Annotated in this window: 30 protein-coding genes; 15 read left to right on the top strand and 15 right to left on the bottom strand. The window is 73.7% G+C overall.

Annotation, left to right across the window (positions count from 1 at the left end; translation table 11 throughout):
- Window positions 1-15: 15 nt before the first annotated feature.
- From ACQEVB_RS02295 to ACQEVB_RS02275, 5 genes are all read right to left on the bottom strand, one after another.
- Entirely contained in the window at window positions 16-804 is a 789-nt protein-coding gene (locus tag ACQEVB_RS02295; protein ID WP_432964175.1) for a hypothetical protein, read from the bottom strand.
- Between the two features lie 81 nt (window positions 805-885).
- Window positions 886-1878 carry a ribosome small subunit-dependent GTPase A gene (gene rsgA, locus ACQEVB_RS02290; RefSeq protein WP_432964172.1) on the bottom strand — a complete coding sequence of 331 codons (993 nt, stop codon included), beginning with the start codon at window positions 1876-1878 and terminating at the stop codon, window positions 886-888.
- A 4-nt stretch (window positions 1879-1882) separates the two neighbouring features.
- On the bottom strand, window positions 1883-3148 hold the full coding sequence (gene aroA / locus ACQEVB_RS02285) for a 3-phosphoshikimate 1-carboxyvinyltransferase (protein ID WP_432964169.1): 1266 nt from the start codon (window positions 3146-3148) through the stop codon (window positions 1883-1885).
- A gap of 110 nt (window positions 3149-3258) precedes the next feature.
- Window positions 3259-4149 carry a LysR family transcriptional regulator gene (locus ACQEVB_RS02280; RefSeq protein WP_432964166.1) on the bottom strand — a complete coding sequence of 297 codons (891 nt, stop codon included), beginning with the start codon at window positions 4147-4149 and terminating at the stop codon, window positions 3259-3261.
- A 134-nt stretch (window positions 4150-4283) separates the two neighbouring features.
- Window positions 4284-5186: a LysR family transcriptional regulator gene (locus tag ACQEVB_RS02275; protein WP_432964163.1), complete on the bottom strand. Its 903-nt coding sequence runs from the start codon at window positions 5184-5186 to the stop codon at window positions 4284-4286.
- A 61-nt stretch (window positions 5187-5247) separates the two neighbouring features.
- Here ACQEVB_RS02275 and ACQEVB_RS02270 point away from each other — a divergent pair, with 61 nt between their 5' ends.
- Genes ACQEVB_RS02270 through ACQEVB_RS02250 form a run of 5 tightly spaced genes read left to right on the top strand, consistent with a single transcriptional unit; the run spans window position 5248 to window position 8829 of the window.
- Entirely contained in the window at window positions 5248-6168 is a 921-nt protein-coding gene (locus ACQEVB_RS02270) for a zinc-binding dehydrogenase (protein ID WP_432964160.1), read from the top strand.
- The gene (locus tag ACQEVB_RS02265; RefSeq protein ID WP_432964157.1) at window positions 6168-6977 is read left to right on the top strand and encodes a TIGR03619 family F420-dependent LLM class oxidoreductase; all 810 of its coding nucleotides are present in this window, start codon (window positions 6168-6170) and stop codon (window positions 6975-6977) included. The genes ACQEVB_RS02270 and ACQEVB_RS02265 overlap by 1 nt, the downstream gene beginning before the upstream one ends.
- Window positions 6978-7022: 45 nt before the next feature.
- On the top strand, window positions 7023-7829 hold the full coding sequence (locus ACQEVB_RS02260) for an SOS response-associated peptidase (protein WP_432964154.1): 807 nt from the start codon (window positions 7023-7025) through the stop codon (window positions 7827-7829).
- A complete protein-coding gene (locus ACQEVB_RS02255) occupies window positions 7826-8428 on the top strand; it encodes an alpha/beta hydrolase family protein (RefSeq protein ID WP_432964151.1) in 603 nt (200 codons plus the stop codon). The genes ACQEVB_RS02260 and ACQEVB_RS02255 overlap by 4 nt, the downstream gene beginning before the upstream one ends.
- Window positions 8425-8829, top strand: coding sequence for a hypothetical protein (locus ACQEVB_RS02250; RefSeq protein ID WP_432964148.1), 405 nt, complete (start codon window positions 8425-8427; stop codon window positions 8827-8829). The genes ACQEVB_RS02255 and ACQEVB_RS02250 overlap by 4 nt, the downstream gene beginning before the upstream one ends.
- Before the next feature lie 591 nt (window positions 8830-9420).
- On the opposite strand, the gene ACQEVB_RS02245 is transcribed toward ACQEVB_RS02250, so the two are convergent.
- A complete protein-coding gene (locus tag ACQEVB_RS02245; protein ID WP_432964145.1) occupies window positions 9421-10041 on the bottom strand; it encodes an SDR family NAD(P)-dependent oxidoreductase in 621 nt (206 codons plus the stop codon).
- A gap of 31 nt (window positions 10042-10072) precedes the next feature.
- Window positions 10073-10852 carry a class I SAM-dependent methyltransferase gene (locus tag ACQEVB_RS02240; RefSeq protein ID WP_432964142.1) on the bottom strand — a complete coding sequence of 260 codons (780 nt, stop codon included), beginning with the start codon at window positions 10850-10852 and terminating at the stop codon, window positions 10073-10075.
- Between the two features lie 85 nt (window positions 10853-10937).
- On the opposite strand from ACQEVB_RS02240, the gene ACQEVB_RS02235 reads away from it, so the two are divergent.
- Complete coding sequence (locus ACQEVB_RS02235; RefSeq protein ID WP_432964139.1) at window positions 10938-11903, top strand: Lrp/AsnC family transcriptional regulator; 966 nt, start codon at window positions 10938-10940, stop codon at window positions 11901-11903.
- Window positions 11904-11975: 72 nt separating this feature from the next.
- On the opposite strand, the gene ybaK is transcribed toward ACQEVB_RS02235, so the two are convergent.
- Window positions 11976-12452: a Cys-tRNA(Pro) deacylase gene (gene ybaK / locus ACQEVB_RS02230; RefSeq protein WP_432964136.1), complete on the bottom strand. Its 477-nt coding sequence runs from the start codon at window positions 12450-12452 to the stop codon at window positions 11976-11978.
- 82 nt (window positions 12453-12534) lie between these two features.
- On the opposite strand from ybaK, the gene ACQEVB_RS02225 reads away from it, so the two are divergent.
- Window positions 12535-12924 carry a VOC family protein gene (locus tag ACQEVB_RS02225; protein WP_432964133.1) on the top strand — a complete coding sequence of 130 codons (390 nt, stop codon included), beginning with the start codon at window positions 12535-12537 and terminating at the stop codon, window positions 12922-12924.
- 3 nt (window positions 12925-12927) lie between these two features.
- Here the strand turns inward: ACQEVB_RS02225 and ACQEVB_RS02220 are convergent, their stop codons facing one another.
- Window positions 12928-13098 carry a hypothetical protein gene (locus ACQEVB_RS02220; RefSeq protein WP_432964130.1) on the bottom strand — a complete coding sequence of 57 codons (171 nt, stop codon included), beginning with the start codon at window positions 13096-13098 and terminating at the stop codon, window positions 12928-12930.
- A 130-nt stretch (window positions 13099-13228) separates the two neighbouring features.
- On the opposite strand from ACQEVB_RS02220, the gene ACQEVB_RS02215 reads away from it, so the two are divergent.
- From ACQEVB_RS02215 to rsrA, 5 genes are read left to right on the top strand one after another with little or no spacing between them, the layout of a single operon-like run.
- Complete coding sequence (locus ACQEVB_RS02215; protein WP_432964127.1) at window positions 13229-14068, top strand: helix-turn-helix domain-containing protein; 840 nt, start codon at window positions 13229-13231, stop codon at window positions 14066-14068.
- Between the two features lie 19 nt (window positions 14069-14087).
- Complete coding sequence (locus ACQEVB_RS02210) at window positions 14088-14285, top strand: DUF397 domain-containing protein (protein WP_432964124.1); 198 nt, start codon at window positions 14088-14090, stop codon at window positions 14283-14285.
- Window positions 14282-14503: a DUF397 domain-containing protein gene (locus ACQEVB_RS02205; protein WP_432964121.1), complete on the top strand. Its 222-nt coding sequence runs from the start codon at window positions 14282-14284 to the stop codon at window positions 14501-14503. The genes ACQEVB_RS02210 and ACQEVB_RS02205 overlap by 4 nt, the downstream gene beginning before the upstream one ends.
- A gap of 60 nt (window positions 14504-14563) precedes the next feature.
- Window positions 14564-15307: a sigma-70 family RNA polymerase sigma factor gene (locus tag ACQEVB_RS02200; protein WP_432964118.1), complete on the top strand. Its 744-nt coding sequence runs from the start codon at window positions 14564-14566 to the stop codon at window positions 15305-15307.
- Window positions 15304-15642, top strand: coding sequence for a mycothiol system anti-sigma-R factor (gene rsrA, locus ACQEVB_RS02195; protein ID WP_432964115.1), 339 nt, complete (start codon window positions 15304-15306; stop codon window positions 15640-15642). The genes ACQEVB_RS02200 and rsrA overlap by 4 nt, the downstream gene beginning before the upstream one ends.
- A gap of 316 nt (window positions 15643-15958) precedes the next feature.
- Here rsrA and ACQEVB_RS02190 read toward each other — a convergent pair whose 3' ends face one another.
- Window positions 15959-16033, bottom strand: coding sequence for a 50S ribosomal protein bL37 (locus tag ACQEVB_RS02190; RefSeq protein WP_374112102.1), 75 nt, complete (start codon window positions 16031-16033; stop codon window positions 15959-15961).
- 57 nt (window positions 16034-16090) lie between these two features.
- Here ACQEVB_RS02190 and ACQEVB_RS02185 point away from each other — a divergent pair, with 57 nt between their 5' ends.
- A complete protein-coding gene (locus ACQEVB_RS02185; RefSeq protein ID WP_432964112.1) occupies window positions 16091-17572 on the top strand; it encodes a sensor histidine kinase in 1482 nt (493 codons plus the stop codon).
- Between the two features lie 214 nt (window positions 17573-17786).
- On the opposite strand, the gene ACQEVB_RS02180 is transcribed toward ACQEVB_RS02185, so the two are convergent.
- Window positions 17787-18038, bottom strand: coding sequence for a WhiB family transcriptional regulator (locus tag ACQEVB_RS02180; RefSeq protein ID WP_432980076.1), 252 nt, complete (start codon window positions 18036-18038; stop codon window positions 17787-17789).
- Between the two features lie 585 nt (window positions 18039-18623).
- Between ACQEVB_RS02180 and ACQEVB_RS02175 the strand changes: the two genes are divergently transcribed.
- A complete protein-coding gene (locus tag ACQEVB_RS02175; protein WP_432964109.1) occupies window positions 18624-19016 on the top strand; it encodes a hypothetical protein in 393 nt (130 codons plus the stop codon).
- On the opposite strand, the gene ACQEVB_RS02170 is transcribed toward ACQEVB_RS02175, so the two are convergent.
- The 3 genes from ACQEVB_RS02170 to ACQEVB_RS02160 are packed head-to-tail and all read right to left on the bottom strand — an operon-like array spanning window position 18970 to window position 20540.
- On the bottom strand, window positions 18970-19482 hold the full coding sequence (locus tag ACQEVB_RS02170; RefSeq protein WP_432964106.1) for an N-acetyltransferase family protein: 513 nt from the start codon (window positions 19480-19482) through the stop codon (window positions 18970-18972). The genes ACQEVB_RS02175 and ACQEVB_RS02170 overlap by 47 nt on opposite strands.
- Window positions 19479-20060 carry an acid phosphatase gene (locus tag ACQEVB_RS02165; protein WP_432964103.1) on the bottom strand — a complete coding sequence of 194 codons (582 nt, stop codon included), beginning with the start codon at window positions 20058-20060 and terminating at the stop codon, window positions 19479-19481. Before ACQEVB_RS02165 ends, ACQEVB_RS02170 begins: the two co-directional genes overlap by 4 nt.
- 9 nt (window positions 20061-20069) lie before the next feature.
- Window positions 20070-20540 (bottom strand): NUDIX hydrolase, encoded by a 471-nt coding sequence (locus ACQEVB_RS02160; protein ID WP_432964100.1) that lies wholly within the window; start codon window positions 20538-20540, stop codon window positions 20070-20072.
- Window positions 20541-20613: 73 nt separating this feature from the next.
- On the opposite strand from ACQEVB_RS02160, the gene rarD reads away from it, so the two are divergent.
- Entirely contained in the window at window positions 20614-21510 is an 897-nt protein-coding gene (rarD, locus tag ACQEVB_RS02155; protein WP_432964097.1) for an EamA family transporter RarD, read from the top strand.
- A 1-nt stretch (window position 21511) separates the two neighbouring features.
- On the opposite strand, the gene ACQEVB_RS02150 is transcribed toward rarD, so the two are convergent.
- Window positions 21512-22141, bottom strand: a complete 630-nt coding sequence (locus ACQEVB_RS02150) for a TetR/AcrR family transcriptional regulator C-terminal domain-containing protein (protein WP_432964094.1) — start codon at window positions 22139-22141, stop codon at window positions 21512-21514.
- Window positions 22142-22157 lie beyond the last annotated feature (16 nt).

Raw genomic sequence — 22157 nt, 5'->3', positions numbered from 1 at the left:
CCACTGCGGCCGGGGTCAGCGCACCTGCGCCTTCGGCGGCGCCTCGATGTCGACGGGACGGCCCCAGTCGCGGTAGCTGCCCATGATCGACAACGTGCCGATGCCGGGCAGGTCCTGCCGCACGACGGTGCGCACCGGGCGGGAGTCGCGATCGACCCACAGGTTGCTGGTGAGCGTGGTCAGCCCGGCCGCGACCTGCTGCTGCAGCTGCTTGCGCGCCTCCGCGTCGGGCTGGGTGGCCGCGGCCTTCGCCAGGTCGACGACGATCGTGTAGCGCACGGCCGGATCGCCCTCGATGACGTCGTCGGCGGTGTCGCTGATGCTCGTGGCGTCGGCGTAGCGGGAGAGGGTGCGGGCCGGGTCGGCGCTGTCCACGAGGGTCGAGGAGAGCGCGAGCAGGCGCTGGTCGTCCGGGTCGGTGGAGGTGCGGTCCACCTTGGTCCACGGCTTGGCCGCCTTCTGCCGGCCGGGCTGCAGCAGGTACAGCGCGTCGGGCAGCACCACGAAGCCCGTCTCCTGCGGGTCGGCGCCACGCTGCGTGACGACCTGCGTGAACTTCACCGACACGTCGTTGCCGCTGCCGCGCAGCACGCCCTCACCGGTGAACTGCAGGGTGGACTGGCCGCCGGTGATCTCGCCGCGCAGGCTGATCCGCGCCGACTGCTCGGTGCGCTGGCGCTCGGCGACGCCGTTGACCAGCTCGGACAGCGAGCCGTAGCGCGGCAGGTGCACCGGGGCCGCGTCGACGGCGGACGAACAACCGGCCAGCAGCAGCACCGCGAGTCCGACCACGAGCGTGCGCATGTCGGCAGCCTCCGCTCACCGTCACCCGACGGTGTCCTGCGCACTCAACGACCGTGGGACCGGGCAGGTAACGGCCCGGTCTCAGCGCAGCGCCACCAGCACGCGACGCAGGGCCTCGAGGCGGCGGGGGCGCAGCTCCCCGGCCGCGACGAGAGCGTCCAGAGCGCACTCGGGGTCCGCGGGTGGGCCGAGGTGGCCGCAGCCGCGCGGGCAGTCCTTGCTCGCCTCGGCGAGGTCGTCGAACGCGTCGATGACGTCGTCGGGGGAGACGTGGGCGAGTCCGAACGAGCGCACGCCCGGGGTGTCGATCACCCAGCCGCTGTCGGGCCCGTCGAGCGGCAGCGCGACGGCAGCGACGGTGGTGTGCCGGCCCTTGCCGACGCCGGAGACGGTGCCCGTGCGCTGCTCTGCGTCCGGCAGGAGCGCGTTGACCAGCGTCGACTTGCCCACCCCCGAGTGCCCGACGAGCGCGGACACCCGGCCGGCGAGCAGCCCGGCCAGCTCGTCGGGGGCCTGGTCGCGGCGGGTGCGCAGCACCGGGATGTCGAGGTCGCGGTAGTGCGCGGCGAACGGCTCGGGATCGGCCAGGTCGGTCTTGGTCAGGCACAGCACCGGCGCGAGCCCACCCGCGTAGGCCGCGACCAGGCAGCGGTCGACGAAGCCGGTGCGCGGCTCCGGGTCGGCCACCGCCGTGACGACGACGAGCTGCTCGGCGTTGGCGACGACGAGCCGTTCCGTGGCGTCGGTGTCGTCGACGGTGCGCAGCAGGGACGTGCTGCGGTCGGCGACGCGGACGATGCGCGCGAGCGTGTCGGGTGCCCCGGACAGGTCGCCGACCAGCCCGACCCGGTCGCCCACGACGATCGGGGTGCGGCCCAGCTCGCGGGCCCGCATGGCGGTGACCGGCCGGCCGGGGTCACCGCCGAGGGCGCAGCGCCAGCGGCCGCGGTCGACCACCGTGACCATGGCTTCGGTGGCGTCGGCGTGCTGCGGCCGGCGCTTGCTGCGCGGCCGGGTACCCCGGCCGGGGCGCACGCGGACGTCGGACTCGTCGACGTCCGTTCGCCTGCTCAACTGCTCAGTTCACCAGCTCGGCCCACTGCGCGGGGAAGTCCGGGAACGTCTTCGTGGTGGCGTCGATGCCGTCGACGACGACGCCGGGCACGGCCAGCCCGACCAGCGCGCCCGCCGTCGCCATGCGGTGGTCCGCGTAGGCCTGCCACGGCCGCTCCGGGTGCGCGCGCAGCGGTGCGGGGTGGATCTCCAGCCCGTCCGGCGTCTCCTGGGCCAGCCCACCGAGGGCGGTTAGCTCGGCGACGAGCGCGGCGATGCGGTCGGTCTCGTGGCCGCGGATGTGCCCGACCCCGCGGATGCGCGAGACGCCGTCGGCGAGCGCGGCGACGGCCGCGACCGTGGGGGTGAGCTCGCTGGCGTCGTGCAGGTCGACGTCGATCGGCGCGAGCACGTCCGGCCCGTGGACGGTCATGCCGTCGGGGCCGGGCTCGATCCTGGCGCCGGCCTGCGCGAGCACCGCGAGGATCTCCGTGCCGGGCTGCGTGGACTCCTCCGGCCAGCCCGCCACCGTGACGCTGCCGCCGGTGATCGCGGCGGCGGCGAGGAACACCGCGGCGTTGGACAGGTCGGGTTCCACCGTCCAGTCGCGGGCCGCGATGGGGGCCGGCGCGATCCGCCAGGTGTTGGGCTCGCCCTCGTCGACGGCCACCCCGGCCAGGCGCAGCATGTCGACGGTCATCTCGATGTGCGGCAGCGACGGCACGGGCTTGCCGTCGTGGTGCACCACCAGGCCCTTCTCGAACCGGGCCCCCGACAGCAGCAGACCCGACACGAACTGCGACGACGCCGACGCGTCCACCACGACCTCGCCACCGGGCAACCCGCCGGTGCCGCGCACCGTGAACGGCAGTGCCGAGCCGTCGACGTCGGCGCCGAGGGCGCGCAGCGCGTCGAGCACGACGGCCATCGGCCGCTCCCGTGCCCGCGGGTCGCCGTCGAAGACGACCGGGCCGGACGCGAGCGTGGCCGCCGGCGGCACGAACCGCATCACCGTGCCCGCCAGCCCGCAGTCGACGGCGCCGGCGCGGAAGCCGTCGTGGGCGCCGATCGCGACGCGCTGCCCGTCGACCTCCACGGGCACGCCGAGCGCGCGCAGCGCCCCGACCATCAGCGCGGTGTCGCGCGAGGCCGGCGCCCCGGAGACGGTGGCCGGGCCGCCGGACAGCGCCCCGAGCAGCAGTGCGCGGCTCGTCACCGACTTCGATCCGGGGACCTCGACGCGGCCGGACACGGGGCCGTCGGCCGCGGGGGCCTGCCAGTGCTCGCTCACGGTGCCCATGTTCCCACGTGGCCTCGGAGTGGCGTTGATCATGGGCAAAACGTGGTCCTGGATCAATTCGGAAGCGACGGTTTGCCCATGATCAACGGACGCCGAGCCGCTCACCGCGCGTACCTCGCGCAGGCCTCGGCCACCACCCGCACCCCGGGACGCCGGTCCGCCGAGCGCCACAGCACCGCCAGCTCGCTGGGCGGCAGCCCGCGCACAGGCCGCGTCACGACACCGGGGCGGGTGTAGGTGACGGCGTTCGTCGCGGAGAGCAGCACGACACCCGTACCGGCCGCGACCGCGGCGAACATCTCCTCCGCCGACCGGGCCTCCGTGGCGATCTTCGCGGGGGTGGTGCGCTGCTCGGTGCCGAGCCAGAACTCGCGCATCGGACCCGCCGTCACGGGCAGCGCCACGAACGGCTCGTCGACGAGCGCGGTGAACTCGACCTCCGCCGCCCCGGCCAGCCGATGCGCCGCCGGCAGCGCCACCCAGCGGTCCTCGCGGGCGACGATGCGGGCCGAGAGACCCTGCCCGTCGGGCACCGGGAGCCACGCGATCGCCAGATCGACCAGCTCGCCCAGCAGGCCCGTCGCCGGGTCGTCCCACGTGACCTGCCGGAACTCGACACGCCACCCGGGCAACCGCTCGTCGACGACGCGGGCGACCGCCGTCGGCAGCCCCGGCGCGGTGCGGGCGTGCAGCCCGACGGTGAGGGTGCGCAGCGCCGCCTCCGCGGCCGCGGTGACCGCGGTCAGCGCCTCCTCCCACCCGGCGAGGAGCTCGCGCGCCCTGGGCAGCAGCGCCTCGCCGGCCGCCGTCAACGTCACGGCCCGGGCGCCGCGGGTGAACAGCTCGACCCGCAGCCGGCTCTCCAGCTGCCGGATCTGCTTCGACAGGGCCGGCTGCGACACGAACAACCGGTCTGCGGCGGCGCGCGTGAAGCTGCCCTCCTCGGCGACCGTGACGAAGTACCGCAGGTCGCGGAGGTGCACGTCACCCATCACCGCACCGTAGGGCGCGTTCGGCGCCGGACCGGGGAGACAGGGCCGCCACGATCGGCGGGTCAACGGGGCCTGCTGGCACCTCGCAGAGGTAGGGGCGACCTCGCAGGAGATCGAACCTCTGCGACGACACCTCAACCTTTGCGAGGACCCCCCTCCGCCACGCACAAGCAGGCCGCGTCCGCCACCACCGTGACGGCCGTGCGGGTGTCGGTGCGCCGCCACAGCACCGCCAGCTCGGCGGGTGGCAGGTCGGGGACCGGCCGGCACACGACGTCGTCGCGGCGGTAGAGGGCGGCGTTGCCGGCGGCGACGAGCGCCACCCCGGACCCGGCCGCGACGGCCTCGAACGCCTCCTCGGCCGTGGCGGCCTCGGCGCCGACCCGGGCAGGCGTGGCGCGCTGGTCCGCGGCCAGCCAGAACTCGCGCATCGGCCCCGACGAGGCGGGCAGCGCGACGAACGGCTCGGCGAGCAGGTGCGCGAACGGCACCTCGAGGTGCGCGGCCAGCGGGTGTGCCGCCGGCAGGGCGACCCAGCGCTCCTCCGTGGCAGCCACGCGGTGCGCGTACGCGTCGCCGGGCACCGGCAGCCACGCGATGGCGACGTCGACGGTGCCGTCGCCGAGCCCGACCGTCGGATCACCCCACGGGACCTGCCGGAACTGCAGCCGCCACCCGGGGAGCCGTTCCTCCATCGCCGCGGTGATCGCGGGCACCAGTCCGCGGGCGATGCGCGTGTGGAAGCCGACGGTCAGCGTGTGCCCGGCCGCCCGCAGCCCCGCCACGGCCGTGGCCCACTCGTCGACGATCCGCCGGGCGTGGGGCACGAGCGCCGCGCCTGCGGGCGTCAGCGCGATGCTGCGGTGCCCGCGGGTGAACAGTTCGGTGCCGAGCCCCGTCTCCAGCGCCCGGACCCGTTTCGACAGCGCCGGCTGCGCCAGGAACAGCGCGGCCGCGGCGCGCGTGAAGCTCAGCTCGTCGGCGACGGTGAGGAAGTAGCGCAGGTCGCGCAGGTGCGCGCCCTCGGCGTCGGGCATTCCGAAAGGGTATGCGAACGGGTCTTGGACACCACGCGTCAGCGCGTCGACCGTGATCACCATGCAGGCACTCGTCCACGACCCGCAAGCGCCGGCCGCGCTGCGCCGGGTCGAACTCCCCGATCCCGTCCCGGCGCCCGACCAGGTGCTGATCGACGTGCACGCGGTCGCGCTCAACCGGCTCGACCTCGACTACCCCGATTCCGTCTACGGCCCTGGTGGGGTACCGGGTGTGGACGCCGCCGGAACGGTCGTCGTCCCGGCGGCGGACGGATCCGGTCCCGCCGTCGGATCGCGGGTGGCGACGTTCGCCATCGGCGGCGCGTTCGCGACGCAGCGGGCGGTCCCGGCCAGGGACGTCGGCGTGCTGCCGGGTGGGGTGACGTTCGTCGGCGGCGCTGCGCTGCCCGGCGCGGGCGTGACCGCGCTGCAGGCGCTGCGCCGGTTCGGCACGCTGCTCGGGCGGCGGCTGCTCGTGACCGGTGCGGCCGGCGGTGTCGGCCGGTTCGCCGTGCAGCTCGGCGCGCTCGCCGGGGCGCACGTCGTCGCGCAGGTGGGGGCGCCGGAGCGGGCGGCCGGGCTGGTCGAGCTCGGAGCCGCCGAGATCGTCCACGACCTGGACGGTCTCGAACCGGTGCACGCCGTCGTCGACAACGTCGGCGGGCCGATGCTCGCCGCCGCCGTCTCGGCGCTCGCCGTCGACGGGCTGGCGCTGGCCGTCGGGCAGGCCGGCGGGGAGCCCACGACGTTCGACTTCGAGGCCGAGCGGATCCGCGGCGGCCGACGGGCCGTCGAGGTGTTCACCGTCGGGACGTTCACCGACGGCGTCGGGCCCGACATCGAGGCGCTCGCCCGGCTCGTCGCGGCGGGCCGGCTGGATCCGCAGATCGGGTGGCAGGGCCCATGGGACCGGGCCGCGGAGGCCGCGACGGCGCTGCGCGAGCGCCGCGTCGCCGGCAAGGCCGTGCTGGAGGTGGCGTGATGCGACGGGGAGTGCAGGGTCTCAACTCGGCGCCGGTGGGCGCCGTCACGGAACTGGCGAAGCACGCCGAGGACGCCGGGTACGAGTCGTGGTGGGCGCACGACCACGTGGTGCTGCCGACCGGGCCGGATGCGCCCATGGACGCCACCACCCCGATCGTCGACCCGCTCGTGCACCTGGCGCACGTCGCCGCCGTGACGAGCCGGATCACGCTCGGCACCGCGATCGTCATCCTGCCGCAGCGCAACCCGCTGGTGCTGGCCAAGCAGTCCGCCAGCCTGGACGCGGTGTCCGGTGGGCGGTTCGTCCTCGGCGTCGGCGCGGGGTGGCTGGCGGCCGAGATGAACGCCGTCGGCGTGCCGATGGCCGACCGGGGCGCGCGCACCGACGAGTACCTCGACGCCATGACGGCGCTGTGGGACGCGCCGGAGCCCGCGTTCGACGGCCGGTTCGTCACCTTCGCCGCCGTGGACGCGCACCCCCGCCCGTCCGGGATCCGGGTGGTGGTGGGCGGGCGCAGCCCCGGCGCCTACCGGCGGGCGGTGCAGCGCGCCCACGGCTTCTACGGCAACGGGACGCCTGCGGACCTCGCCGGCGACCTCGCCGGCCTGGCGAAGGCCGCGGCGGAGGTGGAGCGCCCGGCCCGGCTGGGGGAGCTCGAGATCACGGCCATGCCGCTGACGGAGGCGGACGCCCGTGCGCCCGAGCTGTACGCCGAGCTGGGCGTGCACCGGCTGGCGCTGCGTCCGGCGCAGTTCACGGACGTCGCCCAGCTGCACAGGTGGCTGGACGAGCACGCCCCGGCCTGAACCGCGCCCCGGCGAACTGTCGGGCCTCGGTGGGAAGATGGAGCCATGTGCGGCCGGTACGCGTCCATCAAGGCACCCACCGATCTCGCCGACGAGTTCCACGCCGTCGACGCGACCGACGGGCAGGTGCAGGCCGACTACAACGTCGCGCCCACGAAGAACATCGTCGCCGTCGTCGAGAGGCACCCGCGCGACGCCGAGGGCACGCCCGATCCCGACACCACCGAGCGGAGCCTGCGGGTGGTGCGGTGGGGGTTCGTGCCGTTCTTCGCGAAGGACCCGAAGGGCGGCGCCCGGATGATCAACGCGCGGTCGGAGTCGGCGGCGGAGAAGCCGGCGTTCCGGCGCGCGATGGCGTCGCGGCGCTGCCTGATCCCGGCCGACGGCTGGTTCGAGTGGCAGCGCGGTGCAGGGTCGAACTCTGGGCACAAGCAGCCGTACTACACGCACTACCGCGACGGGTCGTCGCTCGCGATGGCCGGGCTGTGGGAGTTCTGGAAGCCGAAGGACGACCCCGACAACGAGTACCCCGAAGGCCTCGTCACGGCCACCGTGCTGACGACGGCCGCGGTGGGCGTGCTGTCGCAGGTGCACGACCGGATGCCGCTGGTGCTGCCGCCGTCGGCGTGGGACACGTGGCTCGATCCCGACCTGTCCGCGAAGGACGACGCGGTGGCCGCACTGCTCGCCCCGCCGTCCGACGAGGTGATCGCGGCGCTGGAGCTGCGGCCGGTGTCGCCGCTGGTCAACAGCGTGCGCAACAACGGCCCGGAGCTGCTGGCCGAGCTGCCGCCGGAGGACGTCCGGGAGCCGTTGCAGCTCGACCTCCTCGGCGGACCGAACCCGGCATGACCGCCACCGTCGCGCCGGTCGAGGTCGCCACGCCGCACGGGCCCGCCCGCGTCACCCGGCACGAGGCGGCCGATCCGCGCGCGCTGCTGCTGCTCGGCCACGGTGCAGGCGGCGGGATCACCGCACCGGACCTCCAGGCCGCCACCCGGGTCGCCCTCGACGCCGGCGTGTCGGTCGGGCTGGTCGAGCAGCCGTACCGGGTCGCCGGTCGGCGCGCCCCCGCGCCCGCCGCGCAGCTGGACGCGGCGTGGCTCGCCGTCGTCGAGGCGCAGCGCGGCGAGCTGCCGGTGCTGTTCGGTGGCCGCAGCTCTGGTGCCCGGGTGGCCTGCCGCACGGCGACGGAGGGCGGCGCGGTCGGCGTGCTCTGCCTCGCGTTCCCCGAGCACCCGCCGGGCCGGCCCGAGAAGTCGCGTCTGCCCGAGCTGGAGGAGCCGATCGTGCCGATCCTCGTCGTGCAGGGCGCGAACGACCCGTTCGGCGTGCCCGAGCCCGTCGGCAACCGCGCGGTGGTGGTGCTGCGCGGCGACCACTCGTTGAAGTCGGACATGCCCGGCCTCCGCGCCGCCGTCGCGGCGTGGCTGCCGCTGGTGCTGGGATGATCACGAGCATCGCGGAGCAGCGCGCCATCCGTGCCCTGCGTGCCGGTCAGATGATCAACCAGTTCCTCGGCTACGTCCCGTCCGGGCCGCCGGGGATCGCCTTCGTGGCAGTGGGGCCATGGCTCCCCCCGGACGAGCCCCATGGGCTGATGGTCACCGTGTTCGAGGTCGTCGAGACCTACGACGAGTTCTCGCGGCCGTGCCTCGAGGACATGCCGCACCTCAACAAGAACGAGAGGTTCGGGTTCGGCCGCGACGTCGGCCTTCGGACCACTCCGCGCGCGGCGCTGGAGTTCGCGGAGTCGGAGCTCGGCGCGAGCCGGGATCGCTGGGTGAACCAGTACAAGCTCGAGGACCAGTACGAGGAGTGGATCAGCGCGGGCCGCCCGCCGCTGCGCTGAGCCGCGGCACGCGCCGGCGGCGGCCAGTGCGGTCATGCCGACGGTCACCCCGAACGCGGCCGTGAACCCGCTGCCGGCGAGGGCGAGTTGCGCGTTATGCCGGGCGAGTCGTGCGTTCCGCGGGGCGAGTTGCGCGTTCCGCGGGGCGAGTCGTGCGTTCCGTCGGGCGAGTTGCGCGTTCCGCGGGGCGAGTCGTGCGTTCCGTCCGGGCGAGTTGCGCGTTCGGCCGGGCGAGTTGCGGATCTCGGTCCGGCGAGTCGTGGGTTCCACGTCGGCGAGCTGCGGTTCCGGCGACGGCGCCGCCGGGTTCCGGCTCCACGAGTCGTGGTTCGCGGCCGGGCGAGTCGTCGGTCTCGGACCGCGGGCTGCCAACCGCTGTGCGGCGGCGCGACGGGTGCGTCGCGTCGTCGGCCGGCTCGTCGTGCCCGAACTCGTCGGGTTCGCTGTCCGTAATCGCATCTCGCCGTCACGAGATCCGCGACTCGCCGGGCCCGGAACGCACAACTCGCCCGGCGGAACGCACAACTCGCCGAGTCGGAACGCGCGACTCGCCCGGCGGAATGCGCGACTCGCCGGTGGGCGGGGCGCGCGCTACGGCAGGACCAGCACCCTGCCCGGGCCGGTGACGAGCTGCAGCACGGCCGTGCACAGGGCGTCGAGGCTGATCGGGACGGGGGCGGCGGCGCGTTCGTCGGGGGTCATGGCGGCGAGTTCGGCTTCGGCTCGTTCGGTACGGATCCAGCCCGGTACGAGACAGCTGACGCGCGGGTCGGCGAGCGAGGTGGTGAAGCGGATCAGGCCGGCCTTGGCGGCCGCGTACTCCGGCGACGGGTGCGGTTCGGCGCCGAGCCCCGCCATCGACGCGACGTTGACGACGGCTCCGGCGCCGCACCGCAGCGCGACCTGCGTGGCGAGCATCGGCGCGCGCAGGTTGAGGTCCAGCCAACCGCTCCACTCGGCGACGGACGCGTCCGGGTAGTGCGGCAGGACGTGCCCGCCGCCTCCCGCGTTGTTGATCAGGATGTCGGGCCGGACGTCTTCGAGTGCGGCGACGAGCGCGGCGTCGTCGGTGACGTCGAGGCGGATCCCGGCGTCCGGCGTGAGGTCGGCGCCGACGACGCGGGCACCGGCGGACTCCAGCGCGCCGGCGATCGCGCGCCCGGCCCCTGCCGCGGCCCCGGTGACGAGCGCGGTCCGTCCGTTGATCTCCATCACCGCACCCTGCGCCGGCGCAGGGAGCGGGTCAAACGGTGGCGTGGACGAGGAATCCCAGCTCGTCACCGCGGAGGCCGGCCTCCCGACCCAGCTCGGCCGTGTACGTCGCGAACCCACGGACCTCGCACGTCCACCCGCGCTCGACGAGCATCGGCGCCGGGTCGTCGGTGGCGAAGATCCACGGGCTGCCCTGCGCCGCCATCGCGGCGAGCAGCGGGGCGGCGGACGGGTCGCGCAGCAGCGTCGCGCCGACGACATCGAGCAGCAGGTGGCTGCCGGCTGCCGACCGGGCGGTGACGGCGTCGAGGAGGTCCAGCAGAGCGCGTTCCGGCAGGTACTGGGTGAGGCCTTCGACGACCCAGCACGTGGGCCGGTCGGGGTCGTGACCGGCGGCGTGCAGGGCGGTGGACCAGTCGCCGGTCAGATCGGCCCCGACGGGCACGCGCGCGGCACGCGTCGCGGCACCGGCGAGGAGGTGGGCCTTGAGGTCGAGGACGGCGGGCCGGTCCATCTCGTAGACGGTGCTGCCGGCGGGCAGGTCGAGCCGCCAGGCGCGGGTGTCCATACCGGCCGCGACCAGCACGAGCTGGGGCGCGCTCGCCGAGAGCACCCCGTCGTCGATGAAGTGGGTGCGGACGGCGATGGTGTCGCCGGCACCCATGCGTGCGGCGAGTTCGCGGCCGGCGTCGCCGGCCAGGGTGGCGGCGAACGGGTCGCTGAAGAGCCGGTCGGGACGGTCGGACTCGACGGCCCGCATCGCGGCGGTGACGCGGGAGGTGGTCGCGACGGGGTCCAAGGTGACGATCATGGGCCCACCGTGCGACGGCCGCCGGCGCCACCGCCATCGGTCGTGGCATCCGTGCAGGTTCGCGACACGGATCTACGCTTCGCCGGTGGAACCCGTCACCCTCGACGCACTGGATCGGCGGCTGGTGCACGCCCTCCAGATAGACGCCCGCGCGTCGTTCGGGCGGATCGCCGAGGTGCTGGGCAGCACCGACCGCACGCTCGCCCGCCGCTACCACCGCCTGCGAGCCGCGGGGCTCCTGCGGGTGGTCGGGGTGCCTGCGGCCCGCGCGTTGGGACAGTCGGAGTGGCTGGTGCGCCTGCGGTGCCTCCCGGCGGCGGCCACCCGGATCGCCGAGGTGCTCGCTGCCCGCGCGGACACGACGTGGGTCGCGATCGTGTCCGGTGGCGCCGAGCTGACCTGCCTGACCCGTTCCGCCGACGAGCTCGTCCTCGCCACGATGCCGCGGTCCCCGCGGATCATGGAGGTCACGGCGCAGCGGTTGCTGCGGGCCGTCGCGGGCGTGGACGGTTGGCCGCGCCGGCTGGCCGCGCTGACCGACGACGAGGTGGCGGCGCTGCGCCCCGGAGCGCCGCAGGTCGGCGCAGCGGAACCGACCGTCCTCTCCGCGCCCGATCGGCGCGTCCTCGAACTGCTCGCCCGCGACGGGCGCGTCGGCTGGTCCGCGCTGGCCGCTGCCACGGGGTGGTCGCCGACGACGGTGGCGCGCCGCGTCACCGAGCTGCGCGAACGCGGCACGCTGCTGTTCGATGTGGACGTCGAGCCGCGGCTGTTCGGCGCGTCGACGGAGGCGATCATGTGGCTCACCGTCGCCCCGGAGTCGCTGGAGCGGGCGGCCGCCGCGCTGGCGCGGCACCCCGATGTCGCCTATGCCGCCGTCGCCACCGGCCCGACCAACCTCGTCGCCTACCTCGCCTGCACCGACGACGACGCGCTCTACGAGGGCGTGCTCCTGCCGGTGGGGCGGATCGGCGGCGTGCGGCACGTCGACCTCGCGCCGATCGCGCGGCAGGTCACACGGAGCAGCCCTGCCGCGGCGAGGTGGCGGTGATCAAGGGCAGAATGTCGCTGGTTGATCTTCGTCGGCGACCTTTTGCCCTTGATCACCGCAACCTGGCCGCCGCTACTCCGTCGCGATCCGGGCGAACCGGGCCCCGGTGAGCGCGGCCAGGTCGGCCGGCGCCAGCTCCACCTCCAGGCCGCGCCGCCCGGCGCTGCAGTACATCGACGGCAGCGTCTCCGCCGAGGCGTCGATCACCGTGCGCAACCGCTTCTTCTGCCCCAGCGGCGAGATGCCACCGGCGACGTAGCCGGTGGCGCGTTCCGCAGCGGCGACGTCGGCCATCTTGGCCCGCTTCCCGCCGACGGCGGCGGCGAGCGCTTTGAGGTCCAGCATCGCCGAGACCGGCACGACGCCCACGGTGAGCGTGCCGTCGACCTCGGCCACGAGCGTCTTGAACACGTGGGCGGGGTCGAGGCCGAGCACCTCCGCGGCCTCCGGCCCGTACGCGGCGTCGCTGCCGTGCTCGTAGGAGTGCAGCGTGTGCGCGATCTTCGCCCTGGTCAGCGCGGCGGTCGCCGGGGTGCCCTTTCCTGCCACGTGCGCAGAGTATTGGCGCGACCCGCACGGAAGGGAACCGCCCATGATCAACCGCTCTGCTCCTCCTCCGACGATCGTTCCCGTGCTCGTGTATCCCGACGTCCGCGCCGCCGTCGACTGGCTCGCCGACGCGTTCGGGTTCGTCGAGCGCGTACGGGTCGGTGTCGACCACCGTTCGCAGCTGCAGGTCGGCGACGACGGGGCGGTGATCGTCGCGGATGCCAGCGGCGAGCGGCAGCCTCCCGATGGCGCCGTCACGCATGAGATCAAGGTGCGGGTCGCGGACGTCGACGCCGCCTTCGAGCGTGCCCGCGCGTACGGCGCGCAGGTGCTGGAGGCCCCCGTCGACCGCGAGTACGGCGAGCGCGAGTGCACGGTCGTCGACCTGGCCGGCCACCGATGGCAGTTCACCCGGACCATTCGCGACGTCGCCCCGGCCGAGTGGGGCGGCGGCGGGCCCGGCTGGGGCTGACGGTCACTCCGTCGCACGCAGCACGAGCGTGGCGATGCGGCACGGCCAGCGCGGCGCGATACGGACGGCCGACCGGCAGCCGACGCACCGCCCGTCCGGCCCGGCGACGTGCTCGGCCCGCAGCCGCTCGCACAGCTTCGGGGCGCGGGCGAGCTCGGCGGCGATGGGATCCATGGGCGTCTCCTCTTCCGGGGGACACCCACGGTGACGAGCCGTGGGTCAGTTCCGTCCGGGCAGAAGTGACTCAGTCACTTCGGCCGCGGTCATGTCACCATGCGTCCGTGATCGGTGACGGGGGGCACGGGTGACTGGCGGCACGGTCAGGCAGCGGATCCTCGGGCGGCGGCTGCGGCGGATGCGGGAGGAGGCGGGGCTCTCGATCGAGGTGGCGGCGCCGGCGCTGGACTGCTCGGTGAGCAAGCTGACCCGCATCGAGGGCGCCCGGCAGGGCCTCGACTCGCACCTGGCACGCAGCATGCTCGATCTCTACGACGTCGGCGGCGCCCGCTGGGCGGAGACGCTCGAGCTGGTCAAGGAGGCGCGGGAGAAGCCGTGGTGGAAGCAGTACGGGCTGGGTGACAAGTTCAACTACGTGCAGTTCGAGACCGACGCCGCGCTGGTGCAGGACTTCGCCCCGAGCTACGTGCCGGGACTGCTGCAGACCCGTGAGTACGCCCGGGCGCTGTTCTCCTCGAACCAGCAGAGCTGGTCGGCCGGCAAACTCGAGGCTGCGCTCGAAGTGCGGATGATCCGCCAGCAACGGCTCACCGACACCGAACGGCGGCTGCGACTCGTGGCCGTGGCCGGCGAGGCGGCGCTGCGCAACCCGGTCGGCGATCCCGACGTGATGGACGCCCAGTTGGCTCACATCGCCGAGGCCGCCACCCTGCCGGCGGTGACGCTGCAGGTGCTGCCCGCCCATCCCGGTCCGCACGCCGCGCTGGCGTCGGGCTTCACCGTGCTGAGCTTCGGAGAGCTCGACGAGCCGGACATGGTCTTCGTCGAGCACGCGCTCGGCGCCGCCTTCGTGGAGGACGAAAGGGGAGTCGCCATGGCGAGGAGGAAGTTCGACCAGCTGCGTACCCTGGCCTTGAACCCGGCGGACTCGCTGGACCTCCTGCGGGACATCGCCGCAGCGACCTGAGGGGGAAGGGACGGCAGCCATGCACGTCGAGCGGCTCGCCTGGCGGAAGAGCAGCTTCAGCGGTGACGGCGAGGACGGCAACGGATGCGTCGAGGTCGCTCCGGTGGCCACCGGCGTCGCCGTCCGCGACACGAAGGACCGCACCCTCACCCCGCACGTCTACTCGGGGCCGGCCTGGCACGCGCTGCTCGCCGCAGTGCGCGCGGGCGAGCTGTGACCGCTCGCGTGCCCGACGGCGTCGTGTGGCAGCGCACCGGCGACGCCCCCGACGCGATCGAGGTCGCCCGCCTCCCCGACGGTGGGGCGGCGATCCGCCCGGCCGACGACCCGTCCGTCGAGCCGCACGTCTACACGGCGGCCGAGTGGGATGCGTTCGTGAAGGGCGTGCACGCAGGGGAGTTCGACCTCGAACAGCTCGGCAAGCCGCTGACCTGAGGCGATCCAGGGAATCACCCGACCCGGTCGTTTGTTGACGGGTTCGTGACGCATGCAGTGATGGAGGCGCCTCCCGCGGGCCGCGTCCGGGCAAGGCGCGTAGGCTCTCAGCAGGACGTGGCCGGGGCGTTCGCCGCGGTCAGGCGCGAGAGGAGCACGTTGCCGGGCACCGAGCAGACCGCCGAGATCGAGCCTCAGGAGCAGGCTGTCGAGAGCACGGAGACGGCGGAGGAGCGGGCGGCGCGCTTCGAGCGCGACGCCATGCCCCTCCTCGACCAGCTCTACGGGGCCGCGCTGCGGATGACGCGCAACCCCTCCGACGCCGAGGACCTGGTCCAGGAGACCTACCTGAAGGCGTACTCGGCGTTCCGCACGTTCCGTGAGGGCACCAACCTCAAGGCGTGGCTGTACCGCATCCTCACCAACACCTACATCAACGGCTACCGCAAGCGGCAGCGCCAGCCGCAGCAGTCGCCCACCGACGAGATCACCGACTGGCAGATCGCCCAGGCCGGGGAGCACACGTCGCAGGGGCTGCCGTCGGCCGAGATGGAGGCGCTGGACCGGCTCCCCGACAACGACGTGAAGGCTGCGCTGCAGCAGCTGCCCGACGACTTCCGCATGGCGGTCTACCTCGCCGACGTCGAGGGGTTCGCCTACAAGGAGATCGCCGACATCATGGGCACCCCCATCGGCACCGTGATGTCGAGGTTGCATCGCGGTCGGCGCCAGTTGCGTGACATGCTGACCGACACCGCGCGGGAGCGCGGGTTCCTCCGAGGCGAGCAGGAGGTCGGGTCATGAGTTGCGGCGATCATCACGACACGGACTGCTCCGAAGTGCTCGCCGAGGTGTGGCTGTTCCTCGACAACGAGTGCGACCAGGAACGCCGCGCCCTCCTCGCCCAGCACCTGGACGAGTGCGCCCCCTGCCTGGGCGAGTACGGCATCGACGAGAAGCTGAAGGAGCTGCTCGGCAAGAAGTGCGGCGGCGAGCACGCCCCCGAGAGCCTGCGCGACCGCCTGCGCCAGCAGATCCGCACCGCGGTGCTGGAGCAGGCCGAGGTCACCGTTGAGCAGACGGCCACGGGCACGACGGTCGAGGTCCGCGCCACGCGGGTGGAGCGCCAGAGCTTCTGAGGCCGCGCCCGGTCGGGAGACGGGGCGCTCGGACGCCGGGCCGTCGGCTGTGCGGGGTTCGGGCCGGTATCGGCGGCGGGGACGCGAACGCCGACCTCACACACGGTTGGGCCCGTTCACACACGTTCGAACGTGTGTGAACGGGCCCAACGGTGTGTGACGTCCGCGTCGAGTGCCGCCGGCTACGCCGTTCGCTCACCCGCTGTCGCGGCCGCCAGCTTCCCCTTCACCGAGAACCCAGCCCGGCCCGCTCCGGCCCCGACACGACGAACGGCACCCCTGCGAGCAGGAGTGCCGTTCGGAGGCTGTGCGCGACTCAGGTGTTGGGCCGCTTGCCGTGGCTCGCGGCGTTCTTCTTGCGGTCGCGGCGCTTGCGGGCACGCTTCGACATGGTGACTCCTCTCCTGAGTGATCTGCGTCCATCCTCCCACGTGGTTGGATGACGGCGATGACCACCTTGAGCGAGCTGCTCGCCGAGCACACCGAACTCCCCGGCGCCGTGGTGGACCACCTGCAGCGGGTGGTGGCCGAGTGGCAGCTGATGGCGGACATGGCGTTCGCCGACTTCCTGCTGTGGATCCCGCTCCCCGCGACGCCCGGCACGTACCTGTGCGTGGCGCAGGCCCGTCCGACGACGGCGCCGACGGCGCACCCCGAGGACATGGTCGGGGCGAAGTCCAGCGGCGAGGACAACCCGCAGCTGCACCGGGCGGTGGTCGAGGGGCGGATCTGCCGGGACGAGAACCCGCGCTGGCACCTGGAGGTGCCGGTGCGGTCGGAGACGATCCCGGTCCGGCTGGCGGGCAAGGTGGTGGCGGTGCTGTCGCGCGACACCAACCTGGCGATGCCGCGGGTGCCGAGCCCGCTGGAGATCGCGTACCTGGGGAGCGCGTCGGACCTCTGCCAGATGGTCGCCGACGGCACGTTCCCGCCGAAGACGTCGGGCGTCGGCACGAACACGAGCCCGCGCGCCGGCGACGGCCTGATCCGCCTCGACGCGTTGGGGCTCGTCGCCTACGCCAGCCCCAACGCGCTCTCGGCGTACCACCGCATGGGGCACGCGAGCGACCTGGTGGGCCTGTCGCTGGGGCACGCCACGCGCGCCCTCGTCCAGGACCCGTTCGACGCCGCCGAGGTGGCCTCGCGCATCGGGGCAGCGCTCGACGGGCGGTACTCGCAGCGCATGGAGATCCGGGCCCGCGGAGCGGTGATGCTCGTGCGCGCGCTGCCGCTGCGTCCGCGGGGTGACGCGGCCGGCGCGCTCGTGCTCGTCCGCGACGTCACCGACCTGCGCCGCCGCGACGAGGCGCTGCTGTCGAAGGACGCGACGATCCGCGAGATCCACCACCGCGTCAAGAACAACCTGCAGACGGTCGCGGCGCTGCTGCGCCTGCAGGCCCGCCGCACGGCCGGCATCCCGGAGGCCCGCCGCGCGCTGGAGGAGAGCGTGCGGCGGGTGAACTCGATCGCGCTGGTGCACGAGTCGCTGTCGGCGTCGGTGGCCGAGATGGTCGACTTCGACGAGCTGATCGACCGCGTGCTGCCGGCGATCGGTGACGGCGCCACCGCGGACGTCCGCGCGAAGGTGCGCCGCGACGGCAGCTTCGGCACCCTGCCCGCCGAGATGGCCACGCCCCTGGTGCTCGTGCTCACCGAGCTGGTGCACAACGCGCTCGCGCACGCGTACGACCCGGGGGTGGCGGGGGAGGTCGTGGTGTCGGCGCGCCGCTCGGGAGCGGCGCTCGACGTGGTCGTCGCCGACGACGGGCACGGGCTGCCGGAGGGCTTCGACGTCGAGGCGTCGACCGGTCTGGGCCTCCAGATAGTCCGAACGCTGCTGGATTCGGAGCTGGGCTCTCCGCTGCAGGTCCGGCCACGTGCGGGCGGCGGAACCGAGGCCGTCATCAGGCTCTCGATGCGGGGTCGGTAACCTTCTCCAGTGACCGCAGGCCCGCGGTCGCAGAAATATGGCGGGTCTTCGGTCCCCGCGGGAGCCCCCTCGTGCCCCCGAGGAACGACTGCGGGCCCGGAACCGGGTGGTGTCCGGTTTCGGGCCCGCAGTGGGGAGTCTGTCTCTTCGTGCAGTGTTCGATACTGCGTGAGTTCAGTTGGTTGTGCTACCGAGCGGTCGAGCTGGGCGCTGCTCAGGCCGTGCGGGCCCGGGTACGCGAGTTGCGGCGCTTCAGCGTGCGGCGCTCGTCCTCGCTCATCCCACCCCAGACGCCTGCGTCCTGGCCGCTCTCGAGAGCCCAGGCGAGGCAGTCACTGACCACGGGGCAGCGTCGGCAGACCGTCTTGGCTTCAGCGATCTGCAGCAGGGCCGGGCCGCTCGTCCCCACGGGGAAGAACAGCTCCGGGTCCTCGTCGCGGCAGATAGCGCGGTGACGCCAGTCCATGTTGCTTAGCTCCTCGTACTTGCGCGATCGGGGTCGCGCCGATCGTCTGTCCATCACGGTGTTTCCGCGCTTGTGAATGATTTCACGAGCGCCCTCGATCTTCAAGGGCCAGAGCATCGGTGGTGGGTGAAGACACTCACCTGCTCTTCGCAACGACATGCGACACGATCGGTTACTGCAACGTGCCGCCGTTATCACGATGAGCGATCGAGCCCCGTCCCGCCAACCGGATTCCCGCTTGCGGGTTCCCGATCGACCGTGCAGGAAACCTCCCCGCACCCGAACTCTTGCGCAGGCACCACCTTGGGGCACTGTTTGCCCAGGTGCGACCCCCGGTGGGCTCGACGGTCCACGTGCATCGGTGAATGGCGGTCGACATCACCCGCAGGGGTGACGCCTGCCGCTGTACCTGCGACGAGCGGCCTCCCTGGACGACGACACGTTGCCGTCTGTGTCATTGCCGATCACGCATTGAATCCGGACTGGCCACTCTCGATCCGACGCTCGGCGCAACGCAGGACGCCGGACGGATCCGCCGCTCGTACCCCGCCAGGCGCACCTCGGCGCGGGCCTATCCTCGGCTCCGTGGACGCGATCGGGACTCCTCGTCAGGTGCGCCTCGCCGGGGCGGGAGTGGCAGCCGAGGCGCTGGCGGGCCTGATCGCCACCGTGGTGCTGCTGACCGGCAGCGGCACGGCCGATCTGCCCGTCGGCTCCGTCGTCGGCGAGGCAGCGCTGTTCGTGCTCGGTGCGGCCGCGCTCGGGTTCGTCGCCTGGGGGCTCGTGACGGGCCGGCGCTGGGCCCGCACCCCCGCGATCGTGATCCAGCTCCTGCTGCTGCCGGTGGTCTACTCGCTGATCGGGCCGTCGCGGGAGCTGGTCCTGGGGGTGGTCACCGGGCTCGTGGTGGCCGGCACGTTCCTGCTGCTGCTCAGCGAGCCGGCGCGGACGTGGTCGATGGATCTGCCGCAGGACTAGAGCCGAGGGCGGCGAGGGCGTCGCCGGCCAGCCGGAAGGTCGTCCACTCGTCCATCCCGACCGCGCCCAACGACCGGTAGAACCCGATCGACGGCTCGTTCCAGTCCAGCACCGACCACTCGAGCCGCCCGTAGCCCCGTTCGACGCAGAGGGCGGCCAGCGCCGCCAGCAGGGCGCGACCCAGGCCCGATCCGCGGTGCTCGGGCAGGACGAACAGGTCCTCCAGGTAGATGCCGTGCACGCCGGTCCAGGTCGAGAAGTTCAGGAACCACAGCGCGCAGCCGACCACCTGCCCGTCCGCCTCGGCGACGTGCCCGAACAGGGCCGGTGCCGGCGCGAACAGCGCCGCCTGCAGCTGCTCCTCGGTGAGGTGGCAGGCGTCGGGCTCGCGCTCGTAGCGGGCAAGCGCGTACACGAGCTCGACGACGGCGGGCACGTCGCGCGGCTCGACCCGGCGCACACTCATCTCGGAACTCCCAGGTTCACCCGCTTCAGGCTCGGCACGCCGCGCTCGTCGCCCAGCACCGACCAGGACGCCGGGTCCATCGTCACGCGCACGCCCTCCGCGGCGGGCAGGCCGATCCAGCGGGCCATCAGCACGCGGCTGAAGTGCCCGTGACCGACGAGCACGACATCGCCGTCGGCGCTGCGGACCTCCGCGATCACGTCGTCGGCGCGTGCCCCGACCTGCTCGGCCGTCTCCCCGCCGGGGCAGGGGTGCGTCCACACCGTCCAGTCGGGCACCGACTCGCGGATCTGCGGCGTGGTGAGGCCCTCGTAGTCGCCGTAGTCCCATTCGACCAGCCGCTCGTCGTAGCTGTCGACCTTGAGCCCGGCCAGCTCCGCGGTGTCGCGGGCGCGGGCGCGGGGGCTCGACAGCACGCGCACCGGGGACGCGTCGTGGTGCAGGGTGCGCCACAGGTTGCCCGCGTCGACGGCGAGCTTGCGACCGCGCTCGGTCAGCGGGATGTCGGTGCGGCCGGTGTGCTGGCCGGACAGCGACCACTCGGTCTCGCCGTGGCGCAGCAGGAACACGTGGGGCACCGACCGACCCTAAGGCGCGGGTTCGCGGTCGTCGAGGAGCAGCGGCGGCCCGTCGGGGTGGTCGGGGAGCCCGTCGAGCAGTTCGGGCAACCGGGCGGGGTAGAAGACCTCCGACGTGGCCCGCAGCTCGGCCGCGCTCCACCAGCGGTGCTCGACGACCGTGCGCGCCTCCAGCTCGGTGAACCCGCTGGTGTCGACGGGGCCGGTGGCCGTCGCGGTGAAGAACCACTCCTCGGCCTCGTACCGGCGCCCGTCGAAGGAGAAGTTCGCCAGGCGCCGCCAGACGGGCCCGCGCAGCTCGGCGAGGTCGAGACCGGTCTCCTCGCGCGCTTCCCGCAGCGCAGCGGCGCGCAGGTCCTCCCCGGGCTCCACGCCGCCGCCGACGGTGAACCACCACGTCGCGCCCGGCCGGGCCGGGTCGAACCCGCGGAACAGCAGTACCCGGCCGGCGGGATCGACCAGCACCACCCGAGCCGCCACGCGCACACGTCGACAGTACGGCTGGGACAACCCGCGTGCGTGCGGCCGCCGCGGGTGCTGTGCTGGACGGGTGGTGGCCACGCAACGGACCTCGACCGCGCTCGACGGGCGGGCGGTGGCCGCCGCCGTCACCGCGTACGCGATGTGGGGGCTGTTCCCCGCGTTCTGGGCGCTCATGGCCCCGTCCGCGCCGGTGGAGGTGCTGGCGCACCGCATCGCGTGGACGGCGGTGCTGATGGTCGTGGTGCTGTCGGTTGTGCGCGGCTGGCGCGACGTGCGGGCGATGTCGGCCCGCAGCTGGGCCATGACGAGCGCGGCCGGCCTGCTGATCGCGGTGAACTGGGGCCTGTACATCTACGCGGTCTTCGTCGGGCACGTCGTGGAGGCCGCACTCGGCTACTTCATGAGTCCGTTGGTGAACGTGCTGCTCGGCGTCGTGGTGCTGCACGAGCGGCTGCGGCCGGTGCAGTGGGCTGCGGTGGCGCTGGCACTGGTCGCGGTCACCGTGATCGCGGTGGAGAACGGGGCGCCACCGTGGATCGCGCTGGGGCTGGCCACGTCGTTCGGCGTGTACGGCCTGGTCAAGCGGACGGTGCCGATGGACGCCGTGCCGGGGTTCACCGCCGAGTCGCTGGCGCTGGCGCCGATCGCGGTGGCGGTGGCGGTCGGGTTCGAGGTCTCGGGCGCCGGCACGTTCACGGCGCTCGGCGTCGGGCACGCGCTGCTGCTCGTGGTGGGCGGGCCCGTGACGGCGGTCCCGCTGCTGCTGTACGCGGCGGCGGCCCGCCGGGTGCCGCTCACCGTGCTGGGCGTGCTGCTCTACATCAACCCGATCCTGCAGTTCCTGTGGGGCGTGCTGGTGATGGGCGAGGTGATGCCGCCCGGGCGCTGGGTCGGCTTCGTGCTGGTGTGGGTGGCGCTTGCCGTGTTCACCGTCGACCTGCTGCGGGGCGCTCGCCGACCTCGCTGAGTCACAGCGCCTCCAGCGCGCTGGCCGTGCCGTCGATGATGACCCGCAAGCCGTGGTCGAAGGTGTGCGCGCCGAACGGGTCGCCGCCCTCGCGGATCGCGGTCAGCAGCGTGTCGGTCGGCTCCGCCCGCAGCACCTCGGCCAGCGTGCCGAGCCCGCCCTCCGGCACGTCGTCCCGCTGCGTCTGCTCCTGGAGCACGAAGCCGGTGACGTACTGGGCGACGGTCGTGATCGTGCGGAGCGCCAGCACCGGCGTGAACCCGAGCGCGACCATGGCGGACAGCTCCCGCTCCAGCATGCGGACGGTGTCCGGGCCCATCCGGGCGTTCGCGACGATGCGCGCCCCGTCGCGGTGGGCCGAGAGAGCCGCGCGGTAGGCCCGGCCGCGGCGCAGCAGCCAGTCCGACCAGGTCTCGTCCGCGAGCGGCGCCCCCATGCCCGCGGAGCGCACGATCGCGTCGGCGACGGCGTCGAGCAGGTCGCGCTTGTCGCGGAAGTGCCAGTACAGCGCCGGGTTCTGCACGCCCAGCTCGGCTGCGCAGCGGCGCACCGTCAGACCGTCGAGCCCGACGGTGTCGAGCAGGCGCACGGCCGCGTCGACGATGACCTCCCGGTTCAGCCGCTCCTTCACACCTGGACTCTAGCGA

This window comes from Pseudonocardia sp. CA-107938 (assembly GCF_050936315.1).
Lineage (GTDB): Bacteria > Actinomycetota > Actinomycetes > Mycobacteriales > Pseudonocardiaceae > Pseudonocardia.
This window is presented reverse-complemented; position numbering and strand designations above follow the sequence as displayed.

Coding starts and splice junctions, on each gene's coding strand:
- ACQEVB_RS02295 (WP_432964175.1), bottom strand. CDS start 804: ATGCGCACGCTCGTGGTCGGACTCGCGGTGCTGCTGCTGGCCGGTTGT.
- ACQEVB_RS02280 (WP_432964166.1), bottom strand. CDS start 4,149: ATGGGTGACGTGCACCTCCGCGACCTGCGGTACTTCGTCACGGTCGCC.
- ACQEVB_RS02275 (WP_432964163.1), bottom strand. CDS start 5,186: ATGCCCGACGCCGAGGGCGCGCACCTGCGCGACCTGCGCTACTTCCTC.
- ACQEVB_RS02270 (WP_432964160.1), top strand. CDS start 5,248: ATGCAGGCACTCGTCCACGACCCGCAAGCGCCGGCCGCGCTGCGCCGG.
- ACQEVB_RS02265 (WP_432964157.1), top strand. CDS start 6,168: ATGCGACGGGGAGTGCAGGGTCTCAACTCGGCGCCGGTGGGCGCCGTC.
- ACQEVB_RS02260 (WP_432964154.1), top strand. CDS start 7,023: ATGTGCGGCCGGTACGCGTCCATCAAGGCACCCACCGATCTCGCCGAC.
- ACQEVB_RS02255 (WP_432964151.1), top strand. CDS start 7,826: ATGACCGCCACCGTCGCGCCGGTCGAGGTCGCCACGCCGCACGGGCCC.
- ACQEVB_RS02250 (WP_432964148.1), top strand. CDS start 8,425: ATGATCACGAGCATCGCGGAGCAGCGCGCCATCCGTGCCCTGCGTGCC.
- ACQEVB_RS02245 (WP_432964145.1), bottom strand. CDS start 10,041: ATGGAGATCAACGGACGGACCGCGCTCGTCACCGGGGCCGCGGCAGGG.
- ACQEVB_RS02240 (WP_432964142.1), bottom strand. CDS start 10,852: ATGATCGTCACCTTGGACCCCGTCGCGACCACCTCCCGCGTCACCGCC.
- ACQEVB_RS02220 (WP_432964130.1), bottom strand. CDS start 13,098: ATGGATCCCATCGCCGCCGAGCTCGCCCGCGCCCCGAAGCTGTGCGAG.
- ACQEVB_RS02210 (WP_432964124.1), top strand. CDS start 14,088: ATGCACGTCGAGCGGCTCGCCTGGCGGAAGAGCAGCTTCAGCGGTGAC.
- ACQEVB_RS02200 (WP_432964118.1), top strand. CDS start 14,564: ATGGAGGCGCCTCCCGCGGGCCGCGTCCGGGCAAGGCGCGTAGGCTCT.
- rsrA (WP_432964115.1), top strand. CDS start 15,304: ATGAGTTGCGGCGATCATCACGACACGGACTGCTCCGAAGTGCTCGCC.
- ACQEVB_RS02185 (WP_432964112.1), top strand. CDS start 16,091: ATGACCACCTTGAGCGAGCTGCTCGCCGAGCACACCGAACTCCCCGGC.
- ACQEVB_RS02180 (WP_432980076.1), bottom strand. CDS start 18,038: ATGGACTGGCGTCACCGCGCTATCTGCCGCGACGAGGACCCGGAGCTG.
- ACQEVB_RS02170 (WP_432964106.1), bottom strand. CDS start 19,482: ATGAGTGTGCGCCGGGTCGAGCCGCGCGACGTGCCCGCCGTCGTCGAG.